Here is a 21,822-nt window from a genome sequence, read left to right as displayed (position 1 = left end):
GAGACTAAACAATGAAACGGGTGATTTTGCTGATTGTGACCAACATCGCCGTGATGCTGGTGTTGAGCGTGAGCGTGCGCCTTCTGGGGCTGGACCGCTTCGTCACATCCGGTGGGTTGAATCTGGGCATGCTGCTGATGTTCTCGGCAGTGCTGGGTTTCGGCGGCGCTTTCATTTCGCTGGCGCTGTCCAAGACCATGGCCAAGTGGAGCACTGGCGCGCGGGTGATCACGCAGCCGACAGGCCAGACCGAGGCCTGGCTGTTGAACACCGTGCGCAAGCTGGCCGATCGCGCCGGCTTGCCCATGCCTGAGGTGGCGGTGTACGAGGGCGAGCCCAATGCTTTCGCCACCGGCCCCAGCCGTTCCAATTCGCTGGTGGCGGTGTCCACCGGCCTGCTGGCCAATATGAATGAAGAAGGGGTGGAGGCGGTGCTGGCGCACGAGATCGCCCACATCCGCAACGGCGACATGGTGACGCTGACGCTGATCCAGGGCGTGGTAAACACCTTTGTCTTCTTCCTGGCGCGGGTGGTCGGCTATCTGGTGGATAGCTGGCTGAAGCGTGACGAGGAGAACAGCTCCGCCGGCACCGGCATCGGCTACTTCGTCACAGTGATCGTGTGCGAGATCGTGTTCGGCATCCTGGCTTCCATGGTGGTGATGTATTTCTCGCGCCAGCGCGAATTCCGCGCCGACGCCGGCGCCGCCGAGCTGCTGGGTTCGCCGCGGCCGATGGCCAACGCGCTGCGCCGCCTGGGCGGAATCGAAGCCGACGGCCTGCCCAAGAGCATGGCCGCCTCAGGCATCGCCGGCGGCCGCGGCCTGCTGGGCCTGTTCGCCACCCATCCGAGCATGGAAGAACGCATCGCCGCGCTGGAAGGCCGCGGTTGACCCTCGCGGGCGGCGTCTGTCCGCCCGCATTGACGGATTGAATGGAGTGTTGAAGTGATCGATTTTCTGACCGCCCCCGCGCTGGGCTACCCGCTGTGGATCTGGCTGGCTTTCCTGGCCGGCGTGCTGGCGCTGCTGGCGTTCGACCTCGGCATCCTGCAGAAGGACGGCCGCGAGATCGGCGTGCGCGACAGCCTGAAGCTGTCGGCGTTCTATATCGGCATCGGCCTGGCCTTCGGCGGCTGGGTGTGGTGGTATCGCGGCGCCGACGCCGGCGTGCAGTATTTCACCGGCTATCTGCTGGAGAAGTCGCTGTCGCTGGATAATGTGTTTGTGATCTCGCTGATATTCGGCAGCATGGCGGTGCCGCGAGCGCTTCAGCACCGGGTGCTGTTCTGGGGCATCCTGGGCGCGATCCTGCTGCGGGCGCTGATGATAGGTGCCGGCGCCGCGCTGGTGGCCGAGTTCCAGTGGGTGCTGCTGCTGTTCGGCGTTTTCCTGCTGTGGGCTGGCCTGAAAATGCTGTTCTCCGGCGACGAGGAAGCCACGCCGCTCGCTGAGCAGAAGTTTTACCAGTGGCTGCGCCGCCGGATGCGGCTGACGCCGGAGCTGCACGGCAACGCCTTCCTGGTGCGCGGCGAGCGCCACGGCCTGGGCAAGGGCTGGTGGGCGACGCCGCTGCTGCTGACGCTGATTCTGGTGGAGTCGGCCGACCTGGTGTTCGCGGTGGACAGCATCCCGGCCATTTTCGCGGTGACGCAGGATCCGTTCCTGGTCTACACCTCCAACATCTTCGCGATTCTGGGCCTGCGCGCGCTGTATTTCGCGCTGGCGGCCATGGTGCACCGTTTCCATTATCTGAAGTACGCGCTGGCGCTGGTGCTGGTGCTGATCGGCGTCAAGGTGGGGCTGGTCTACCTGCACGACGCGGGCCTGGTGGCGTTCAAGCTGCCCACCGCCTGGTCGCTGCTGGCGACGGTGTCCCTGCTGGCCGGCGGCATCGGCTATTCCTGGCATCGAACCCGGCAGGAACCGCACAGCGGAACCAATTGAAACCTTCGTCACTCCAACCCTGAGAGCGCGGGCGCCCAAACACGGCGCCCGCGCTGTTGTCGCGCTTGCAGGCGACACCTTCGTGATTAACTCCCGATACCTTAGGAACTGCCGATGTCTCAAGCTTCCCGCGTGCTTATTGTCGATGACGATCCGGATCTGCGCGATCTGCTTAGCGATTACCTGAGCCGCCAGGACATGGTTGTCTCGGCGGTGGGCGATGGCGAGGCGATGAACCGCGCCTTGGCCGAGCAGTCGTTCGACATCCTGATCCTGGATCTGATGTTGCCGGGCGAGGATGGCCTGAAACTGTGCCGCGACCTGCGCTCCCGCTCCAATATGCCGATCCTGATGCTGACGGCGCGGGGCGACGAACTGGACCGCATCATCGGTCTGGAAATGGGCGCCGACGATTACCTGCCCAAGCCGTTCAACCCGCGCGAATTGCTGGCCCGCGTGCGCAGCATCCTGCGCCGGGTGGAAGAGCGCCGCAACAACAGCGCGCTGCGCGCGCTGCAGTTCGGCGACTGGCGGCTGGAGCTGGGCGCCCAGCATCTGGTCGACGGCGGCGGCGTGGTGACGCCGCTGTCCGGCGGCGAATTCAAGCTGATGCAGGCGCTGGCCGAGAATTCGCAGCGCGTGATGTCGCGCGACCAGCTGATGGAGGCGATGAACGGCAAGGAAGCCGGTCCCTTCGACCGCACCGTCGACGTGATGATAGGCCGCTTGCGCCGCCGCCTGGGCGATGACGCCCGCGAACCGCTGCTGATCAAGACCATCCGCAGCGGCGGCTACATGCTGGCTTGCGAGGTGGTGCCGGTGAGATGAGGCGCTTGCCTCGCACCCTGTATGGCCAGCTGTTGCTGACGCTGCTGACCAGCGTGCTGTTGGCCAACGTGATCGGCATCGCGCTGGTGCTGACCGACCGCGAGCGGCTCAGCCGCACCTTGCGCGCCGAGTACGTGGCGCAGCACCTGGCGGACATGATCAATTTGCTGGACGAAACCGCCGCCGCCAGCCGGCCCAAGCTGGCCGGCGCGCTGACTTCGCCCAACGCCCAGGTGTTGCTCGACCAGCCCTGGCGGGTCGGGGGCAAGACCAATCTGCCGGAAGCCGGCAAGCTGCGCGAATTGATCCAGGACGATCTTGGCTCTCCGTTCCGCCTGCAGGTGCTGTCCTTCCGCGACGACTCTCCCGATGCCGCGGAAGATTTGCTGCGCCCCTTCGTTGAGCCGGGCCAGCACGTGTTCACGCCGGGCAAGCAGTTCTGGGTGCAGGCCTTTCCCAACAAACTGGGCGAAGGCGGGCCGGAGTTCAAGATCCAGATGGCCACGGTGCAGGCGCAGCTGAAGGACGGCACCGTGGTGACCTTCCGCATCGGCCAGATATCCAGCGCGGCGGAAACGCCGTGGCGGGTGACCGCCTGGCTGCTGCTGGTGGCGCTGGTGGTGGCCATGGCCTCCGCCTGGGCAGTGCGCCGCCTGACGCGGCCGCTAGCGCTGTTTTCCCAGGCCGCGACCGGGCTGGCGGCCAACCTCAACCAGCCGCCCTTGCCTGAAACCGGCACCCAGGAGGTGGTCAACGCTTCCCGGGCCTTCAACCGCATGCAACAGGAGCTGCAGCGTTATCTGCAGACGCGCAGCCAGATGCTGGCAGGCGTGTCGCACGATCTTCGCCTGCCGATCACCCGCGTCCGGCTGAGGCTGGAGCAGCTGGAGGAGGGAAGCGCGCGCCAGGCGATAGAGCGCGACCTGGTCGAGATGGATCAGCTGATAGGCGACACGCTGGCCTATCTGCGGATGGGGCAGGGCAATGAAAGCGCGGTGCTGCTCAATGTCGGCGCCTTGCTGGAGGGCGTGGTCGAGGACGTGGAGGCGTTGGGCGCCGAAGTGGCGTGCAGGACGGAAACGGTGAAGCCCTTGTACGCCCGGCCGCAGGCCTTGCGCCGCTGCATCGCCAACCTGTTGGAGAATGCCCGCCGTTATGGCGGCGGCGTTGTGGAGGTGTCGTTGCGCGAGCGTGCCGGCCGCGTGGAAATCATGGTGCGGGATCATGGCCCAGGCATCGCCGAGGACGATCTCGAGCGGGTATTCGAGCCCTATGTGAGGCTGGAGCACTCCCGAGCCAAGCATACCGGCGGCAGCGGACTGGGGCTGGCGATTGCCCGGGCCATCGCGCGCGAGCATCACGGCGACATTTTCCTGTTCAATCACCCGCTGGGCGGCTTGTGCGCCGAGCTGCACTTCCCCGCGCAGCGCGAAGCGTCCGCAGATGGCTGAGCCGAGGGCCTGCGGGACATCGCGGCATGGCCGCGCTCGCAAAGCATGTGGAATGGCTTAACAATGTTTGACAAAGTGCGCCGGGAAAGAAATTGATTGGAAAAACGAAAGCGAGTACACTCTAAATTGAGTCTGGTTGATGTCTGCATTCCTTAGGTTCGAGCAGGCTCAGGTCAAGTCTATCCTTATGTAAGGCCCACACATGTGGGCCTTTTTTTTCGATATTGAACATTGTTTCGGCGTTAATGGCTTTGTTAATGTTCGTTAAGCAATAAAAATACATAAATTTGTTAAGTTTGGACAAGATTTCTGGGCTTGTAACTAGTGTTGTATTTTTGCCGCTTGTGATGTGTTTTTACAACATAGTACCGAAGTGTTCACTTGCATATATCCATCTGTGGAATTAGTATTCAATCGCTTTCTAAGACAAGCCACAAGGATTGTTCACCATGAAAAAAACTCTGATCGCCCTGGCGGTTGCCACTCTGCCGGCTGCCGCATTCGCTGATGTCACCATCTACGGCCAACTGAAGGCCGGCGTGGAAAATGTTGATGCCGCTGGTATCAACAAGACCAACGTCGATGACATGGGCTCCCGTATCGGCTTCAAAGGCAGCGAAGACCTGGGCAATGGCCTGAAGGCCATCTGGCAGGTTGAGAGCGGCTTCGACATCGACGGTTCCAACCGTCAGAAGTACGGCACGTTCGCCAGCCGCGAATCCTTCGTCGGCCTGGATACCGGCTACGGCAAGGTTCGCCTGGGCAACATCTCCACCTTCAGCGACTCCAATATGAGCGTCGTGAACCCGTGGGAAAGCTCCAGCGATGCGCTGCAACTGAACGCTTTTACCCGTGACGATGTCCGCGTGAAGAACGCCATCCGTTTTGACACCGCCAACTACAATGGCTTCCAGGGCGCGTTCCTGTACGGCACCAAGGAAGATAAGACCGCTTCCTTCGCCACCGCGCCGAGCGATAGCTCGCGCGAGCTGTACAACCTGGGCCTGTCCTACGAGAACAGCGGCTTCTTCGGCAAGTACCAGTACATCCACCAGACTCCGGTGACCATCGCCGGCGTGCGTACCCAGTCCAATGACAGCCATCGTCTGGAAGCTGGCTACAACGCCAACAACCTGCTGGTTGCCTTCGGCTACCGCAACGACCGTGGCGACAGCTCCGTGACTCCGCTGAGCTACTTCCTGGGCGACAATGCTCCGGCCCTGGATGGCAGCAAGTACAAGTCGCAGGAATACGCGCTGACTGCCGCCTACACCCTGGGCGCATTCACGCCGAAGCTGACTTACGCGCAAGGCACCAACGTCAAGGTTGATGGCAATTCCGAACCGAACAGCGGCTACAAGCAGTTCCTGGTCGGCGTGGACTATCAAATGTCCAAGCGCACCACCGTTGGCCTGCAATATGGCGAAGTGAAGGCTGATCAAGCCATCTTCACCAATGGCAGCGATACCGCCACCGCCGGCAACAAGCTGCGCGGTGTGGGCCTGAACATGGTTCACTCCTTCTAATACCGGCAACGGATTGGAACAGGACGCGCCGATGGGCTGACATCTGCGCGACAATGCAAACTGCCGTTCCCGCTAGGGGACGGCAGTTTTGTTTTGGGTGCTTGCCGGCCTGCGCTTGCGCGCGTCAAATAGTTTCTTTGCCCTGAGGAGCGCCCGATGCCGGAATTTCACCGTTTGTTTCATTCCGTGGTTCAGGCTTTGCCCTGGCTTGATGCCGCCGACGAGCCCTGGCGATGGCTGGGAGACTTGCCTGATGCGTTGGCTGCGCTGCGCGCGGCCGTCAATCCCGATGAATGGGTGTTGGATGGCGAGGCGATGGTTCATCGCGGCGCGACACTGGAGGCGGGGGCGATCCTGAAGGGGCCGGTCTGGATAGGCCCGGGCTGCCGGGTGGCCGCCCACGCCTATTTGCGCGGCGGTGTAGTTTTGTGTCCCGGCGCGACGGTCGGGCCGGGCTGTGAGATCAAGACTTCCATCATCGGGCCGGGCAGCCGGCTCGCCCATTTCAATTTTGTCGGCGATTCGGTGCTGGGCGCCGACGTCAACCTGGAAGCCGGGAGCATCCTGGCCAATCACTGGAACGAGCGAGGCGACAAGACGATACGCCTGCATGTGGCCGGCAAGGTGTTGCTGCCTGGAAAAGCTGGGCGCCTTGCTGGGCGATGGCGTGCGGGTGGCGGCCAACGCGGTATTGTCGCCAGGGACGGTGCTGGGAGAGGGCGCCGTGGTGCCGCGTCTGGGATTGGTGGATCAGGACCGGATTTGAAAAACGGACCGCCGGCTTGGCCGGACGGTCCGTTGTCTAAGCGTAGATCACTGCGGGAAGGGCGCGACGCCGAGTTTCGCCAACAGATAGCCGGCGGTCTGCAGCGCGCCCTCCACCCAGCCCTGAGCGTCGGAATAGGCCTCGCCGCAGATGTACAGCGGCAGGTCGGTCGGCTGCACCACGGCATGCTTCACTTCCCAGCTCTTCACTCCGATGTTCCAGCTGTTCCAGCCGCCGCCGAACGGATCGTCGCCCCAGTCGCGGTAGGCGGCGTTGCGCACCTTGGGGGTGTAGTTCAGGCTGTGCATCACGGTCAGCTGGCGGGTCACTTCCTCGGTCATCATCCGCGGCGCCTTGTACTGGTGCCATTCCAGCTCGTCGCGCTGCACATTGTCGTCCACGCCGATGAAGGGATCGGCCAACTGCGCCACATCCCTGCCGAGCGCTCTGGGCTGGCGGCGCTTGGCGCGCAGCCCGTCCCAGAAACCGGTATTGTCGCCGTCGTCGTAGCTGGCCAGCAGCATCGCATGGCCTTCGGTGGCGGCGGTGCCATCGCTCTTCGGCCAATAGTAGGTTTGCCGCACCGGCAGGTCGGTGACCGAGCGGCCGGCCTGCACCGCGACGTAGACCGGTTCGCCCTTGGCGTTGGTGGAGGAGTAGCCGGTGTTGCGCCACCAGGGGCTGTCATAGGTGGTGAACAGTTTGAACAGCGGCCGCGGCGTGACGGTGGAGATCAGCGCCTGGGTTTTGGCGTCCTGCAGCGCCGGGCTGGTGGCGGTCAGCAGTTCCAGCGAGCGGCGGGGCATCGCCAGGATCAGCTTTTTGGCCGTCGCCGCGCTGCCGTTGACCTGGAAGGCGAAGCCGTCTCCCTGTAGCGTGATGTGGGAGATGTGGGATGCCAGCCTGACATCGCCGCCGGATTTTTCAAACAGCTGGGCCAGCGACAGCGGCACCTGCTGGAAGCCGTTGCTGAAGCCCATGTATTCCGGACTGACCCCGAAGTCGGACAGATACCATGGAATCGCGTCCGCCGCGTTCCAGTTGCACAGCGTGGAGTCGTAGCCGCCGACATCTTCGGCGTAGTGGTAAGCCTCGCCGGTGATGACCCGCAGCAGCACGTTCCAGAAGCCTTGCTTGTACAGCGGCACGCCGCCGAATTCGGCGCTTTGCGCCATTTCGCGGCGCTGTTCCTCGTTCAGGTTCGAGTTGGTGATGCCGGGCACGATCTGTTCGATCGCGTTGACGATCACCTCGCCGGCGCTTTGGCCGTGGTCGATGAAATTCAGTTGGTAGGGGACGATGTCCGGATCGTTGGTGAAGTCGGCCAGGCGCAGGTAGACGCCGCGCAGGAAGGCGATGTTCTGGGGCTCGTCCACTGGAAATTTATATAGCGAAATCTGTTCGTCGGCCGGCAGCTCCTGATTCAATTCGGTGATCAATTTCGTCACCAGCGGCTGCACCGCGGGCAGGATGCGCATGCCGCCCAGCTCCGCCACCATGTCGGGAATGTCGGGCGGGCGCACCGACAGCAGCCGCCCGCCGATGTGGTCGCTGGCTTCGAATACGGCGATCTTCTGCCCGGGGTTGGTTTGTTTCAGCCGCCAGGCGCAATAGACGCCGGATACGCCGCCGCCGACGATGGCGATGTCGAAATTTTCTTCAGCCATGGTGCTGTTTCCTTCTCTGGGTGGATTGCGTTCAGAAGATCACCGGCACATTGCCCGGCAGGCCTGTGTCGTCGCTGCGCCTCAGCGCGTCCGCGCCGAAGTGGAAGCAGTCCAGCCGGGGCTGTTTTTCGTAGCGGGCATTGGCTTCTTCCGGCGTGGGCGGGGTTTGTTCCAGGCCGACGGTGTGCATGTCCAGCACGTAGGCGTGGCCGCCCAGCGCGTGGTCAATGCCGCGCCTGACTGCCGCGCGCACGTCCTCCGGATGGCGGACGATTTCGCCCTCCATGCCGCCGAAGGCCTTGGCCAGGGTGACGAAATCCGGCTTGGGACGATGGATGCGCAGGTATTCCGGGTCTTGCGTCTTGGCGGTCCATTCGTAGCCCGGCGCATCGCCGTATATCGACTCCACTTGCTGCAGGCCCATCTGCAGCGTGTGGTATTCGTGGTTGTTGGTGATGATGTAGAGCACGCCCAACTGGCGGTGTTGCGCGGTCCACCAGGTTTGCGGGTAGAACAGCGAGGAGCCGTCGCCGGTGGCGGCGACGACGAAGCGGGTGTCGATGCCCTGGCAGCCGTCCGGCTCCAGCTTGATGCCCAACGTGGCCGGCATCGACCAGCCCAGCGAGCCGCCGCCGACGCAGTAATAGCTGATCGGCGCCGCCGCCTGGTCGGTGAATGGCAGCAGGTACTGGAACGGCGCCGGATCGGACACCGCCTCGTGCACGTAAACGAACTGCTTCTCCAACTGGCGCTCGCCGATTTCCTTGCGCAGCGCGTCTGCGATCACCACCGCCCAGATCTCGTTCTGATGCATCGCTTCGCGCAGATAGGCGTCCCAGGCGACCTTGCGCTGGGCGGCCAGCTCTTTCAGCTTGGCGTTGCGGGCAACGGCCGCGGCCGAGGGCTGGTCGCCGATCAACTGGTTGATCAGCGGCAGCGTGGCTTTCAGGTCGCCGAACAGCGCGGCCTCGCCGTAGTAGTTCTTGCCGATGTCCCAGGTGTGGTTGCTGAGGTAGACCTGGGTGACGGAGGGCGGAATCAGCGGGCCGTCGCTGTACTTGTAGACCGTGATCTGCGCCTGGTTGCTGAAGCCGCACAGGAAGGCGACGTCATGGCCGGCGAACACTTGCTGCACGCCGGATTGGCTGCCGGGCAGCTCGCCCTGCCAGTGGTAATCGTTGTTGGGGAAGTTGGCCAGGCTGCTGAAGGTTTGCTGCAGCACCGGCGCGCCCAGCAGCTCCGCCATCCGCTGCAGTTCCGGCCAGGCTTCGGCGTAGCCGGCGGCGTCTCCGGTGACGATGATGGGGTTCTTGGCCTCGCGCAGCAGCTGCGCCGCCTGCGTTATTGCTTGGCGATCGGCGGTGAAGTGCGGCGAGATCTTCGTCACGCCCTTGATGCGATCGTCGTCGCCGATGCGGCGCATGGTGAATTCCCAGGGAATGGCGACGAATACCGGGCCGTTGGGCGGCGCCATCGCCTCCTTGAACGCACGCTGCAGCACCATTGGAAATTCCTGCTCGGTGCGGACCTCATGCGCCCACTTGGTGTATTGACGGGCCAAGTCCACCAGATTGGAGGCCAGCAGAGGCTCCTGGGTGACCAGCTCGTTCTGTTGCTGGCAGCACAGGATCACCAGCGGCGCCTGCGAGCGCCAGGCGTTGAACAGATTGCCGATGGCGTGGGCGATGCCGGGCGTCACGTGCACCACCAGCACACCGGGCTTGCCCGTCATCCGCGCCGAACCCATCGCCGCACCGATGGCGATGTTTTCATGCAGGCACTCAATGTACTCCACCTCGTTTTCCGGGTAGGAGGTGCCGTCGATGATGGGAATCTCGTTGGTGCCGGGCACGCCGAAAATGCGGTGTATGCCCAGCTGGCTCAGGATGTCGAACACGTAATCGCGCGCCCAGCGCTTCTGGCCGCCTGCATCGTCCATGCTCATGATTTTCTCCATCTGGTTATTGGAATGGATACTGTTTGTGGTAATTCAGCCCGGAGCGGATGGATATGGACGAAGCCTTGCCAGATTAATTTCCACAGCTTGCGGGAGGCGGCCGGCATGAGGGAGGGGCCGTGATTTTTATGAGGCGGGAAGAAGAGGCGGGAGCGATTAGGTACGAATACTAGCTGTCTAAAAGTGCAGGTTTTGCACAAAAATCCTGGCGGCTTGGATGTTGCTGAACTATAGGCGAGTTGGCGATATGGAAAAGGCCGGTCAATGACCGGCCTTCGGGCATGCTTCCGCGTCGCCGCGGTTTCAGGCGCTTAGAACCACTGTCCGTAGCGCTTGATGTAGATGGTTTTCACCGTCTGCGTCAGCGCCAGATAGCCGGCCATGGTCAGCAGCAGCCACCAGAAGTAGCTGGTGTCCAGCTGGATGAAGCCTAGCGAGGACGCGATCGGCGAGAACGGCAGATAGCAGGCGATGGCGATGGCCGCGCTGGTGGACAGCAGTACCGGCAGCGACGCCGTGCTTTGCAGGAACGGAATCTTGCGGGTGCGCAACATGTGCACCACCAGCGTCTGCGAGATCAGGCCTTCCATGAACCAGCCGGTGTTCATGATCAACTGGCCGCCGTCGCCGCCGTGCATGTGGTAGGCCGCGCCTGCGCCGAACACTGTCCACAGCAGGATGTAGGTGGTGATGTCGAACACCGAGGATGTCGGCCCCAGCCATAGCATGAAGCGTTTGATGTTGCCGGCTTCCCACTTGCGCGGCTTTTTCAGGAAGTCCGGGTCCATCTTGTCCCAGGGCAGGAACATCTGCGACAGGTCGTAGATCAGGTTCTGCAGCAACAGCTGCATCGCCAGCATCGGCTCCCACGGCAGCCAGGCCGAGGCCACCAGAACCGAGAACACGTTGCCGAAGTTGGAGCTGGCGGTCATGTTCAGGTACTTGAGGATGTTGCCGAAGGTTTCGCGGCCCTTGATCACGCCTTCCTCCAGCACCATCAGGCTCTTTTCCAGCAGGATGATGTCGGCGGTTTCCTTGGCGATGTCGGCGCCGCTGTCCACCGAGATGCCGACGTCGGCGTCGCGCAGCGCCGGCGCGTCGTTGATGCCGTCACCGAGGAAGCCCACGGTGTGGCCATTGGCTTGCAGCGCCTTCACCACCCGCGATTTCTGCAGCGGCGTCAGCTTGGCGAAGATGGTGGTGCGCTTGACCGCTGCGCACAGCGCCACATCATCCATCGCCTCGATCTCGGGGCCCAGCAGCGGCTTGCCCGGATTGAGGCCGACGTCGCGGCAGACCTTGGCGGTGACGATGGGATTGTCGCCGGTCAAAACTTTGACGGTGACGCCGTACTCGTTCAGCGCCTTGATCGCCGGCGCGGCCGAATCCTTAGGCGGATCAAGGAAGGTCAGGAAGCCGCGCGCCACCAGGCCCTTTTCGTCGGCGGTCTGGTAAGCGTTCTTGCGCTCGTCGGATGGGATGTGGCGGGTGGCCACCACCAGCACGCGGTAGCCTTCGGCGTTGAATTCCTGGCTCAGGCGCAGCAGGCGGGCGCGTTCTTCGGTGTTAAGCACGCGCACGTCGTCGCCGTCCTGGATGTGGCTGCAGACAGCCAGCATCTCTTCCACCGCGCCCTTGGACACCATCAGCTGCTGGCCATTCTGCTCCTGCAGGATCACCGACAGCCGGCGGCGCTCGAAATCGAACGGCAGCTCGTCCACCTTGCTGTAATGGCGCAGCTTGACGCGTTCGCCCAGCTCGTCGGCGCGTTCGACGATGGCGATGTCCATCAGGTTCTTCATGCCGCTCTGGTGGAAGCTGTTGAGCCAGGCCAGCTGCAGCGTGGTTTCGTCCTTGTCGCCGTAGACGTCGTAATGGTGCTCCAGGATGATCTTGTCCTGGGTCAGGGTGCCGGTCTTGTCGGTGCATAGCACATCCATCGCGCCGAAGTTCTGCACCGAGTTCAGCCGCTTCACCACTACCTTGCGCCGCGCCATCGCCACCGCGCCCTTGGCCAGGTTGGCGGACACGATCATCGGCAGCATTTCCGGCGTCAGGCCCACGGCCACCGCCAGCGCGAAGGTGAGGGCGGACATCCAGTCGCCCTTGGTGACGCCGTTGATCATGAAGACGATGGGCACCATTACCAGCATGAAGCGGATCAACAGCCAGGACACGCTGTTGACGCCCTTGTCGAAGCTGGTCTCGATGCGCTTGTGGCTGACCACGTTGCGCGCCAGCGAGCCGAAATAGGTATCGGTGCCGGTGGCCACCACCACCGCGCGGGCGGTGCCGGACACCACGTTGGTGCCCATGAAGCAGGCGTTGGAGAGGTCAAGCAAGCCGGCGTCGCCGTCGGTCTGGCCATCGGCGGATTTGGCGGCCACGGAGCCTAAGGTGTCGTACTTCTCCACCGGCAGCGCCTCGCCGGTCAGCACCGCCTGGCTGATGAACAGGTCGCGGGATTCCAGCAGCCGCACATCGGCGGGCACCATGTCGCCGGCTTGCAGGTGGACGATGTCGCCGACCACCAATTCGGTCATCGGCACTTCCATGCGCAGCGGCACGGTCGGCGAAGTCGGGCGGCGCTGGACGGTGGCGGTGTTGCGCACCAGCGATTTCAGTTTTTCCGCCGCCTTGGCCGAGCGGTATTCTTGCCAGAAGCGCAGCAGGCCGCTGACGCCGATCATGCTGGCCAGGATGATGACCTTGGTCCAGTCCTGATCGTCTGGCGCCGCCATCGCGATGTCCATCACGTAGCTGATCGCGGCCAGCGCGATCAGCACCATCACGAACGGGTTCTTGAATGCCAGCAGCAGCTGGATCAGCGCATGCGGCGGCTTGTCGTGGGCCACTTCGTTGCGGCCGTATTGCTCCAGCCGCTGAGCGGCTTCGGCGGAGGTCAGGCCTTCCGGCTGGCTGCGTAGCCGCTTGAAGGTTTCTTCCTGCGGCAGCAAGGCTTCGTGGGCCAGGCGGAAGGCGATTTGGTCGCCGGTTTTGCCCGGAGCGGCGATGAAGCCCCGGTTCCGTTTGCGGGGGGTGAGGTTCTTGGTCATGGTAAATCTCCTGGCGCTGCGGGCACGACCAGCCCTGCCATTCGAGCGTGCCCGCGATTTCGCCTTCCGCGCGCCTTGAAACGGCCGATGTCGGAAAGGATAGTGAGCAGGCTCTCGTGCATCAGCGCCGACAATGTGTCAGCTCGAAAAGCGAGAGAACATTGCCGCCCGTTGGGGGGCTCTATGCGAACGCCCCAGCGGGTGGCATCTCAAAAGGTTATGGGGGGCGCTATGTCATGCCGTCTCCTGTGCTGCTTGGACGCCGGGCGCGAAGGCGCGGCGCATGATTTCGGAAGACGGCGTCAGGCCAGCGCGCGGTTGGCGGTGGGCGGCAGCGACAGGCATTCCAGCTTCACCTGGGTCAGCGGCAGCGTGGTCAGCCGCTGGGCGATGCCCTGCAGGAAATGCATGCAGGCGGTGGAGTCGGAACGGAAGTCCGCGCTGATCAGCCAAGGCGCGGCGGCCAGGATGGCGCCGCGGGCGGGGGGCTGCGGCTGTTCCCGCCATTGCAGGATGCGCAGGCCATGTTTCAGCGCCTGGCCGCGCAGTTCGCGGCGGGCCGCGCCCAGCGACATGGCCGGGCAGGCGATCGACAATTGGTAGCGCTGTTGCTGGCGCGGATTCAGGAAGGGATTTTGCATCATCGTAAGCTCCTGGCCGCGCGGCGGCCGGGCGAGCCGGCCATCGCGCGCGGCGACGGATGTCCGCGTCCTGCTTTGGGACGCGAAACGGATCGGGTCATGCCGCGGCGGCACTCCCCGATGCTTACGACAGGGGATTACCGGCGGCGAAGGCTTGCTGTTTGCGGCTCGGGCTCTTCGGGCATGTCGGTATGTTCCTCGCTTTATTTATAAAGTGGCGTGGCGGATGAGACGATTGTCAGGCGATTCTGGCGCGGCCGTGGCCGAACAGACCGCGCGTCTGCGGACGGGCGGCTTGCGCGCGGCGGCCCCAGTGTACGCGGTGGATTTCCGGCAATTGGCTCAGGCGCAGCGCCATGTCGTCCAGAATCTGGCGTTGCTGCAGCGGGCAGTTCAGCACTACCGACAGCTTGCAGTGGCTATCGGAGCCTTCCGGCGCGATGGTGACCTGAGAGGCGCGCAGGCCCAGATCGTGCATTTCCCAAAACAGGCGTTTGCGCAGCGTGGTGATCACGTCTTTATCGCAAACGATATTCAGACGGAAATCGGCGGATGCGGCAGTTTGATTATTGCGGGTGAAGAATTTCAGCAGCTGGGTCAATTTCAGGGCGTGCATATTGAGTCCCCCATTATTATTTCAACAGGTAATAAACATCCCGTTCCGGTTGCATAAACCGTAGTCGCGGATGTACTCCGATATTGAACGAGCGAATATCGCGCAGCTGCTGGTCTGCTTATTCCCACCCGAGGGAAGGTCAGCCTGTCCGGCAGGCGTGCGACGCATTCGCTCGCGGTTCTGGCTCTTCCGGCATGGAATCTCCTTTGCGAAACGAAAGCATGCGCAAACAATCCGTCTGACGCGTGATCTGTCGATGGGGGCTGGCCGCGGCGACGCTGGCTCGGTTGAGGATGCGGCCAATCAAGGCCGGACAGTATCCATCATGAGGCGCGGTGTGTCGTATTGCGGCTTGGGAGCCGGCTTGCCGCCGGATCTGGACGCCACATCCTGCTTGCAGGATGCGGCAGAGGAAGAGTGTTCGGTCTGCTGAAATCCTGCAAGGCTTATACTGCGATCGAAGATCGACTAGAACCGTCGTTGTCCACGGTTTGCCTTTGCAAAATTAATAACAAGCCAACTATAAGCGAAAACCGTTATTAAATCAAACCTGATTGTTATTTGATGGAATCGGCGTGGCGGATTTGCCATCGCTTCATAAATAGAAACTTCTGGGTGGGGGGATTTCAACCGCAAGATGCGCCGGACTTTCATTTTGCATGATCCATTGATCTATCTTGCATGGGTGGAGGCAGTTTTTATGCTGACCATCATTTTGGAGAGGCGTGACATGACGGCGTTGAGAGTTTCGAAGAGCGAAGTGGAGGGGGCGATCTGCTCTGGTATCCGAAAGGCGTATCGGGAGTACTTGCGCTGGACGGGGGATGAGGGGCTCCACGGAGCGCCGGAGTACTTGCTGACTTGCGCCATCGCGCGGGAGCTGGCAGAGCTGGACGAAGGTTGCTACGTTACGCTGGAGGCCAATGTGCGAGAAACGTTGGAATGCGCTGATGTGTGTTTCAGAGGCAGTCCTCCGGCCACTCTCAGAGAAAGGGGGCGGGCGGATATCGTACTATGGGTTGCGCCCGAAGCTGATCAGAGTGGGGTGCCAAGGGTGCTTGTAGAGGTGAAGAATTATCAGACAGGGCCGGGGGGGCGACTGGCCAAGGACGTGCGCCGTTTGCGTGATGCCTTACTGCTGAGCATGGAGAGCGGAGGGGCGCTGGAGTTTGGTTGCTTGGGGTTTTGGATGGGTGTGGATGAAAAAGAGTGGGCGTCATATGGGTCTTCGGTGGGTTGGTTTGAGTCTAAGTGCGATAAATTGCGGGATAAGGCAGGGGAGTTGGTGAAGTGCCATGGTTTGTCCGTTAGACTGGTACAGCCCAAAACTTATCAGTGGCAATATGACGATGCTACCCGCTATGCTTGGGCCCCCAGCGTGCTGGTGATAGAAAAGCCCACGGAATGAGAAGGGGGAGATGTGAAAACGGCATCCGGGCTGGGCGCGGATGCCGTTCTTGCTTGAGGTCGCCGGGTGTATTACACGCCCGCTTCGTGCGCCTGTTCATCCGCGTGGTAACTGGAGCGAACCATCGCGCCAACCGCGGCGTGGACGAAGCCCATTTCGTAGGCTTGTTCCTCGAACATCTTGAACACGTCCGGATGCACGTAGCGCAGCACCGGCAGGTGGCCGTCGGACGGCTGCAGATATTGGCCGATGGTCAGCATGTCCACGTTGTGGGCGCGCATGTCGCGCATCACTTCCAGGATTTCCTCGTCGGTCTCGCCCAGGCCCACCATCAGGCCGGATTTGGTGCGCACGTTCGGATTCTTCGCCTTATAGTCCTTGAGGAGCTGCAGCGAGTGCGCGTAGTCGGCGCCCGGGCGGGCTTGCTTGTACAGGCGCGGCACGGTTTCCAGGTTGTGGTTCATCACGTCCGGCGGCGTCTGGGTCAGGATGTCGACGGCGATGTCCAGGCGGCCGCGGAAATCCGGCACCAGTGTTTCGATCTGCGTGTTCGGCGACATTTCGCGCACCGCGCCGATGCAGTCGGCGAAATGTTGTGCGCCGCCGTCGCGCAGGTCGTCGCGGTCCACCGAGGTGACCACCACGTATTTCAGCCGCATCGCGGCCACGCTCTCGGCCAGGTGCTTGGGCTCGTTCGGGTCCAGAGGATTGGGGCGGCCGTGGCCGACGTCGCAGAACGGACAGCGGCGGGTGCAGATGTCGCCCATGATCATGAAGGTGGCGGTGCCCTTGCTGAAGCACTCGCCGATGTTCGGGCAGGTGGCTTCTTCGCAGACGGTGTGCAGCTTCTGTTCGCGCAGGATCTGTTTGATCTCGTGGAAGCGCTGGCCGTTGGGCAGCTTGGCGCGGATCCATTCCGGCTTTTTCAGCTTTTCGTCCAGCGGCACGATCTTGATCGGGATGCGGGCGGTCTTGGCCGCGCCCTTGTGCTTCACCCCGGCCTGGTTGTCCGGCTTCATGCGGTCTCCTTGCTTATGCTCAGGTGGCGTTCCAGGTGCGGCAGCAGCTTGTCGGCGGCTTCGGCGACCGTGAGGTTCACGCCCAGATTCTTCATTTGGGTCACCTTGAGGTTGGCGTAGCCGCAAGGGTTGATCCAGCTAAACGGGGTCAGGTCCATGTCCACATTCAGGCTCAGGCCGTGGTAGGTGGCGCCGTTCTTGATGCGCAGGCCCAGCGAGGCGATCTTGGCGCCGTCCACATAGACGCCGGGCGCGTCCACGTCTCCATTGGCGACGATGCCCTGTTCGGCCAGCATGTCGATGATGGCCTGTTCGATGTGGCGCACCAGGTCGCGCACGCCGACGCGCATGCGCTTGAAGTCCACCAGCAGGTAGACCACCAGCTGGCCGGGGCCGTGATAGGTGATCTGGCCGCCGCGGTCGGTCTTCACCACCGGGACGTCGTTCTGCTGCAGCAGATGTTCCGGCTTGCCGGCGAGGCCCTGGGTGAATACCGGCGGATGCTCCACCACCCACAGCTCGTCGCGGGTCTCGGCGGCGCGGCTGTCGGTGAAGGCCTGCATGGCGCGCCAGGTCGGCTCGTAATCGACCCGGCCCAGATGTTTGATGATGCGAGGCACCTGAACTCCCGGTGTTTTTAGAGGACCATTTTTACCATCGGGTGGCCGGTCAGCGACAGATAGATGCTGTCGAGCTGCTGGCGCGAGGTGGCGGTGACGGTGACGGTCAGCGCATAGAAGCGGCCGCCGGAGCTTTCGCGCAGCACCACGTCGATCTCGGCGAGATCGGGGGCGTTGATGCGAACCACTTCGGTGATGGTGGTGACGAATTCATCATGCCGCTCGCCCATGATCTTGAGCGGAAAGCGACAGGGGAATTCCATCAGTTCCTGTTTTTCGTCGGACATGTCTGGCTACTCTGATGCGATTACAAAATGGCAGGCCGCGGACGAGCCGCGGCGCTGCGTACTACTGAATACTATTATACCGCGGCTTACTTCCAGCCGAGCATCAGCTTCAGGCTGTCCCACAGCCGGCTGAAGAAGCCGCCTTCTTCCACGGCTTTCAATGCTACCACCGGGCGCTCCAGCAGCGGCTTCCCGTCAAGGGTGACGGTCAGCTTGCCCACCACCTGGCCGGCCTTGATCGGCGCGATCAGCGGTTGCATGGTGGTCATGTCGGCCTTCAGCTTGGCGGCCTGTCCTTTGGCCACGGTGGCGAACACGTCGCCGCTGAAGCCTACGGACACCGCCTTTTCGCTGCCCTTGTACACGGAAACGTCCGAGACGCGGGTATTCGCAGCATAAAGTTTGGGCGTGTCGAAGAATTGCAAGCCGTAGTTCAGCAGTTTGGAGCTTTCCACCGCGCGTGCTTCGGGGCTGGCGGTGCCGACGACGACGGAGATCACGCGGCGGCCGTCGCGGTGGCTGGAGGTAACCATATTGTAGCCGGCGCTGTCGGTGTAGCCGGTCTTCATGCCGTCAACGTTGGGGTCGCGGTACAGCAGCAGGTTGCGGTTCGGCTGCTTGATGTTGTTGTAGGTGAACGACTTCATCGAGTAGATCGGGTAGAACTCGGGATAGTCGCGGATCAGCGCGGCGGCCAGGATGCCCAGATCGTGCACCGTGGTGTAATGGCCGTCATGAGGCAGGCCGGTGGCGTTCTTGAACTGGGTGTTCTTCATGCCCAGCTTTTGCGCCTGCTGGGTCATCAGCTGGCCGAACACGTCTTCGCTGCCGGCGATGGCTTCGGCCAGCGTCACGCAGGCGTCGTTGCCGGACTGGACGATCATTCCCTTGATCAGGTCGTCCACTTTGGCCGGGACTTTCGGGTCCAGGAACATCCGCGAGCCTTCGGTCTTCCAGCCGCGCTGAGACACGGTCAGCGTCTGTTCCAGCGACAGGCGCTTTTCCTTCAGCGCCTTGAAAGTCAGGTAGGCGGTCATCAGCTTGGTCAGCGAGGCCGGCTCGACGCGGGCGTCCGGATCGCGGGCGGCGAGCACCTGCTGGCTGTTGTAGTCGAGCAGGTAATAGGCCTTGCCGGCGATTTCCGGCGTCGGCGGCACGAATGCGGTATTGGCAAAGCCAAACGAGGGCAGCGCCAGCGCGGCGGCCACCAGGGCAGTGGTGAATTTTTTCATTTTCTGGAGGGGGCTTGCTAGGGGTAACAAACAGTAGCCGTTGATTATACACACTCGGGCTACCTGCGCAGCCGGAAAAAGCCTGTCCGACATGTTGCATATTGCAATGCAGCAAATTCTACCGGACAGGTCTCCCGCTGGTTTGGAGTTCCTGATACTCTGACAGTTCAAATACAAGAAACTATCAGGGACAAGGCATCGCCATGAGCAACAAGCAAGACTATCTGGAACGCATCCTCACTTCGCGGGTGTACGACGTGGCGGTGGAGACGCCGCTGGAGCTGGCCCCCAATCTGTCGCGTCGTTACCGCAACAACATTCTGCTCAAGCGCGAGGACCTGCAGCCGGTGTTCTCGTTCAAGCTGCGCGGCGCTTACAACAAGATGGCCAAGTTGACGCCCGAGCAGCGCGCGCGCGGCGTGATCACCGCCAGCGCCGGCAACCATGCCCAAGGCGTGGCGCTATCGGCCAGCAAGCTGGGTTGCGAGGCGGTGATCGTGATGCCGGTGACCACGCCGCAGATCAAGATAGACGCGGTGAAGCAGCGCGGCGGCCAGGTGGTGTTGTCGGGCGATTCGTTCAACGAGGCTTTCCAGCATGCGGTCAAGCTGGCCGATGAGAGCGGCCGCACCTATATCCCGCCATTCGACGATCCGGACGTGATCGCCGGCCAAGGCACGGTGGGCATGGAAATCCTGCGCCAGCATCCGGATGACCTGAACGCGGTGTTCGTCGCCATCGGCGGCGGCGGCCTGGCGGCCGGCGTGGCCAGCTTCATCAAGCGGCTGAAGCCTGAGATCAAGATCATCGGCGTGCAGCCGGTGGACTCCGACGCGATGCGCCAGTCCATAGAGAAGGGCGAGCGGGTAGAGTTGAAAGACGTGGGCTTGTTCGCCGATGGCGTGGCGGTCAAGCTGGTGGGCGAGGAAACCTTCCGCATCTGCCGCGAGCTGCTGGATGAAATCATCCTGGTCGATTCCGACGCCATCTGCGCGGCGATCAAGGACATTTTCGAGGACACCCGCTCCATCGTCGAGCCGGCCGGCGCGCTGGCGGTGGCCGGCGTCAAGGCCTATATCGAGCGCGAAGGCTGCGAGGGGCAGTCGCTGGTGGCGATCTCCTGCGGCGCCAATATGAATTTCGACCGCCTGCGCCATGTGTCGGAGCGCTCGGAGCTGGGCGAGCGGCGCGAAGCCATCATCGCCGTCACCATTCCGGAAAAGCCGGGCAGCTTCAAGCGCTTCTGTTCGGTGATAGGCGGGCGCAATATCACCGAGTTCAACTACCGCTTCGCTGATCCCAGCGTCGCGCATGTCTTCGTCGGCGTGCAGATCGCCGGCCGGGACGATGTGGAAAGGTTGATCGGCGACCTGCGCGAGGCGGAGCTGGGTGGCATCGACCTGACCGACAACGAGCTGGCCAAGCTGCATATCCGCCACTTGGTCGGCGGGCATGCGCCGCAGTTGAAGGACGAGCGGGTGCTGCGCTTCGAATTCCCGGACCGCCCCGGCGCGCTGATGCGGTTCCTGGAGGCGATGCGCACCGACTGGAATATCAGTCTGTTCCATTACCGCAACCATGGCGCGGATTATGGCCGAGTATTGGTCGGCATCCAGGTGCCGTCCGGCGATGCGCAAGCCTTCCAGCAATTCCTCGACACGCTCGGATATCCTTATATAGAGGAAACCGAAAATCCGGCGTATCGATTGTTCCTTGGCAAGACTATCCGTTGATGGTGCAATGTCGGTCTCACTCTCAATCCGGTGAAGCAGGAATCATGATCAAGGCAGTATTGTTCGATTTGGACGGCACGCTGGCCGACACCGCACGCGACCTGGGTGCGGCGTTGAACTGCCTGCTGGCGGAGGAGGGGCTCGCCCCCCTGTCTTATGAGCTTGTCCGTCCCGTCGCCAGCCATGGTGCGCGCGGTCTGGTTCAGCTCGGCTTCGGTGCCGATCTCGATGCCGACCGGATGGAGGCGCTGCGGGTGCGTTTCATGGATCTGTATGACGCCAATCTCGCCGGCGAGACTACTCTGTTCGATGGCGTGAATGAGCTGATCGCCGAGCTGGACCAGCGCGGCTTGGCTTGGGGCATCATCACCAACAAGTCGATGCGCTTCACTGACCGCTTGGTTCCGTGGCTGCCTTTCGCCATCCCGCCGGCGGTGATTGTCAGCGGCGATACCGTAGGTGTGGCCAAGCCCGATCCGAAGCCGATGCTGCATGCGACCGGCCAGATCGGCATCGCGCCTGAACATTGCATGTATGTTGGCGATGCCGAGCGCGACATCCAGGCTGGCCGCAACGTTGGAATGAAGACGGTGCTGGTCAACTGGGGCTATTTCTCCGAGCAGGACAGGCCGGCGCAGTGGGGCGCGGATATCAACATCGATCATCCATTGCAACTGCTTGGCTATCTATAACGGACGAGAAGAGCATTGAGACAGGCCGGCGGCAACGCCGGCCTGTTTGTTTTGCGGTGCGCCGGCGCGGTGGCAAACGGGCCGGCATGCGCTTTTTTACGGGCAGGTTCAAATACCCTTTGTTCATATCTTCTATCGGATCATGGGCTTGTCTGCGATTTGGCGGTTTGGGGATGAATTTTCCTGCTTTTTCTCGCAAAAGGTGTTGACGGGTGTGGGGTCTGGGCGTATAGTTCGCCTCCTCAGCTGACGCAGCGAACGAAACAGCGGAAACGAAACGGTTCCGGCGTGACGACGAATCGGCCAGCACTGCTCTTTAACAGAACGAATAACCGATAGGTGTAAGTGCTTGGCGAAAGCCGAACACTTGCACTGCA

18 protein-coding genes and 1 pseudogene are annotated in these 21,822 nt (G+C 62.4%); 10 read left to right on the top strand and 9 right to left on the bottom strand.

Going from position 1 to position 21,822, the window contains the following annotated elements:
* Nucleotides 1-11: 11 nt before the first annotated feature.
* From htpX to VA599_RS20900, 7 genes and pseudogenes are all read left to right on the top strand, one after another.
* Complete coding sequence (gene htpX / locus VA599_RS20930) at nucleotides 12-893, top strand: protease HtpX (protein WP_346790437.1); 882 nt, start codon at nucleotides 12-14, stop codon at nucleotides 891-893.
* Between the two features lie 57 nt (nucleotides 894-950).
* Nucleotides 951-1,946, top strand: coding sequence for a TerC family protein (locus VA599_RS20925; protein ID WP_429838944.1), 996 nt, complete (start codon nucleotides 951-953; stop codon nucleotides 1,944-1,946).
* 114 nt (nucleotides 1,947-2,060) lie between these two features.
* Nucleotides 2,061-2,774, top strand: coding sequence for a response regulator (locus tag VA599_RS20920; protein WP_021477512.1), 714 nt, complete (start codon nucleotides 2,061-2,063; stop codon nucleotides 2,772-2,774).
* The gene (locus VA599_RS20915) at nucleotides 2,771-4,225 is read left to right on the top strand and encodes an ATP-binding protein (RefSeq protein WP_346790434.1); all 1,455 of its coding nucleotides are present in this window, start codon (nucleotides 2,771-2,773) and stop codon (nucleotides 4,223-4,225) included. Before VA599_RS20920 ends, VA599_RS20915 begins: the two co-directional genes overlap by 4 nt.
* Before the next feature lie 449 nt (nucleotides 4,226-4,674).
* Complete coding sequence (locus tag VA599_RS20910; protein ID WP_346790433.1) at nucleotides 4,675-5,751, top strand: porin; 1,077 nt, start codon at nucleotides 4,675-4,677, stop codon at nucleotides 5,749-5,751.
* Nucleotides 5,752-5,907: 156 nt separating this feature from the next.
* Nucleotides 5,908-6,261 (top strand): annotated as a pseudogene (locus tag VA599_RS24215) (LbetaH domain-containing protein); the annotation flags it as partial.
* A 100-nt stretch (nucleotides 6,262-6,361) separates the two neighbouring features.
* Entirely contained in the window at nucleotides 6,362-6,517 is a 156-nt protein-coding gene (locus VA599_RS20900; protein WP_346790430.1) for an LbetaH domain-containing protein, read from the top strand.
* Nucleotides 6,518-6,564: 47 nt separating this feature from the next.
* On the opposite strand, the gene VA599_RS20895 is transcribed toward VA599_RS20900, so the two are convergent.
* From VA599_RS20895 to VA599_RS20875, 5 genes are all read right to left on the bottom strand, one after another.
* Nucleotides 6,565-8,184, bottom strand: coding sequence for a flavin monoamine oxidase family protein (locus VA599_RS20895; RefSeq protein ID WP_346790429.1), 1,620 nt, complete (start codon nucleotides 8,182-8,184; stop codon nucleotides 6,565-6,567).
* A 31-nt stretch (nucleotides 8,185-8,215) separates the two neighbouring features.
* Nucleotides 8,216-10,129 carry a thiamine pyrophosphate-binding protein gene (locus VA599_RS20890; protein WP_346790427.1) on the bottom strand — a complete coding sequence of 638 codons (1,914 nt, stop codon included), beginning with the start codon at nucleotides 10,127-10,129 and terminating at the stop codon, nucleotides 8,216-8,218.
* A gap of 323 nt (nucleotides 10,130-10,452) precedes the next feature.
* Nucleotides 10,453-13,197, bottom strand: a complete 2,745-nt coding sequence (gene mgtA, locus VA599_RS20885) for a magnesium-translocating P-type ATPase (protein ID WP_346790425.1) — start codon at nucleotides 13,195-13,197, stop codon at nucleotides 10,453-10,455.
* A 302-nt stretch (nucleotides 13,198-13,499) separates the two neighbouring features.
* Nucleotides 13,500-13,841 (bottom strand): hypothetical protein, encoded by a 342-nt coding sequence (locus VA599_RS20880; RefSeq protein WP_346790423.1) that lies wholly within the window; start codon nucleotides 13,839-13,841, stop codon nucleotides 13,500-13,502.
* Nucleotides 13,842-14,076: 235 nt separating this feature from the next.
* Nucleotides 14,077-14,454 carry a hypothetical protein gene (locus tag VA599_RS20875; protein WP_021477520.1) on the bottom strand — a complete coding sequence of 126 codons (378 nt, stop codon included), beginning with the start codon at nucleotides 14,452-14,454 and terminating at the stop codon, nucleotides 14,077-14,079.
* A 700-nt stretch (nucleotides 14,455-15,154) separates the two neighbouring features.
* On the opposite strand from VA599_RS20875, the gene VA599_RS20870 reads away from it, so the two are divergent.
* A complete protein-coding gene (locus VA599_RS20870; protein WP_346790421.1) occupies nucleotides 15,155-15,862 on the top strand; it encodes a hypothetical protein in 708 nt (235 codons plus the stop codon).
* A gap of 71 nt (nucleotides 15,863-15,933) precedes the next feature.
* On the opposite strand, the gene lipA is transcribed toward VA599_RS20870, so the two are convergent.
* The 4 genes from lipA to VA599_RS20850 form a co-directional block, all read right to left on the bottom strand.
* Nucleotides 15,934-16,881 (bottom strand): lipoyl synthase, encoded by a 948-nt coding sequence (gene lipA / locus VA599_RS20865; RefSeq protein WP_346790420.1) that lies wholly within the window; start codon nucleotides 16,879-16,881, stop codon nucleotides 15,934-15,936.
* Nucleotides 16,878-17,501, bottom strand: a complete 624-nt coding sequence (gene lipB, locus VA599_RS20860) for a lipoyl(octanoyl) transferase LipB (protein ID WP_104947630.1) — start codon at nucleotides 17,499-17,501, stop codon at nucleotides 16,878-16,880. Before lipB ends, lipA begins: the two co-directional genes overlap by 4 nt.
* Nucleotides 17,502-17,518: 17 nt before the next feature.
* Nucleotides 17,519-17,788 (bottom strand): YbeD family protein, encoded by a 270-nt coding sequence (locus VA599_RS20855; protein WP_021477525.1) that lies wholly within the window; start codon nucleotides 17,786-17,788, stop codon nucleotides 17,519-17,521.
* Between the two features lie 86 nt (nucleotides 17,789-17,874).
* Nucleotides 17,875-19,020 (bottom strand): D-alanyl-D-alanine carboxypeptidase family protein, encoded by a 1,146-nt coding sequence (locus tag VA599_RS20850; RefSeq protein WP_021477526.1) that lies wholly within the window; start codon nucleotides 19,018-19,020, stop codon nucleotides 17,875-17,877.
* 203 nt (nucleotides 19,021-19,223) lie between these two features.
* On the opposite strand from VA599_RS20850, the gene ilvA reads away from it, so the two are divergent.
* Nucleotides 19,224-20,753: a threonine ammonia-lyase, biosynthetic gene (ilvA, locus tag VA599_RS20845; RefSeq protein ID WP_104947629.1), complete on the top strand. Its 1,530-nt coding sequence runs from the start codon at nucleotides 19,224-19,226 to the stop codon at nucleotides 20,751-20,753.
* Between the two features lie 44 nt (nucleotides 20,754-20,797).
* Nucleotides 20,798-21,445 (top strand): HAD family hydrolase, encoded by a 648-nt coding sequence (locus VA599_RS20840; protein WP_104947628.1) that lies wholly within the window; start codon nucleotides 20,798-20,800, stop codon nucleotides 21,443-21,445.
* The last annotated feature ends 377 nt before the right edge of the window (nucleotides 21,446-21,822 follow it).

The organism is Chromobacterium indicum (genome assembly GCF_039708975.1).
Classification (GTDB): domain Bacteria; phylum Pseudomonadota; class Gammaproteobacteria; order Burkholderiales; family Chromobacteriaceae; genus Chromobacterium; species Chromobacterium piscinae.
The sequence above is the reverse complement of the archived record's forward strand: the minus strand, read 5'-3'. Positions and strand labels throughout refer to the sequence as shown.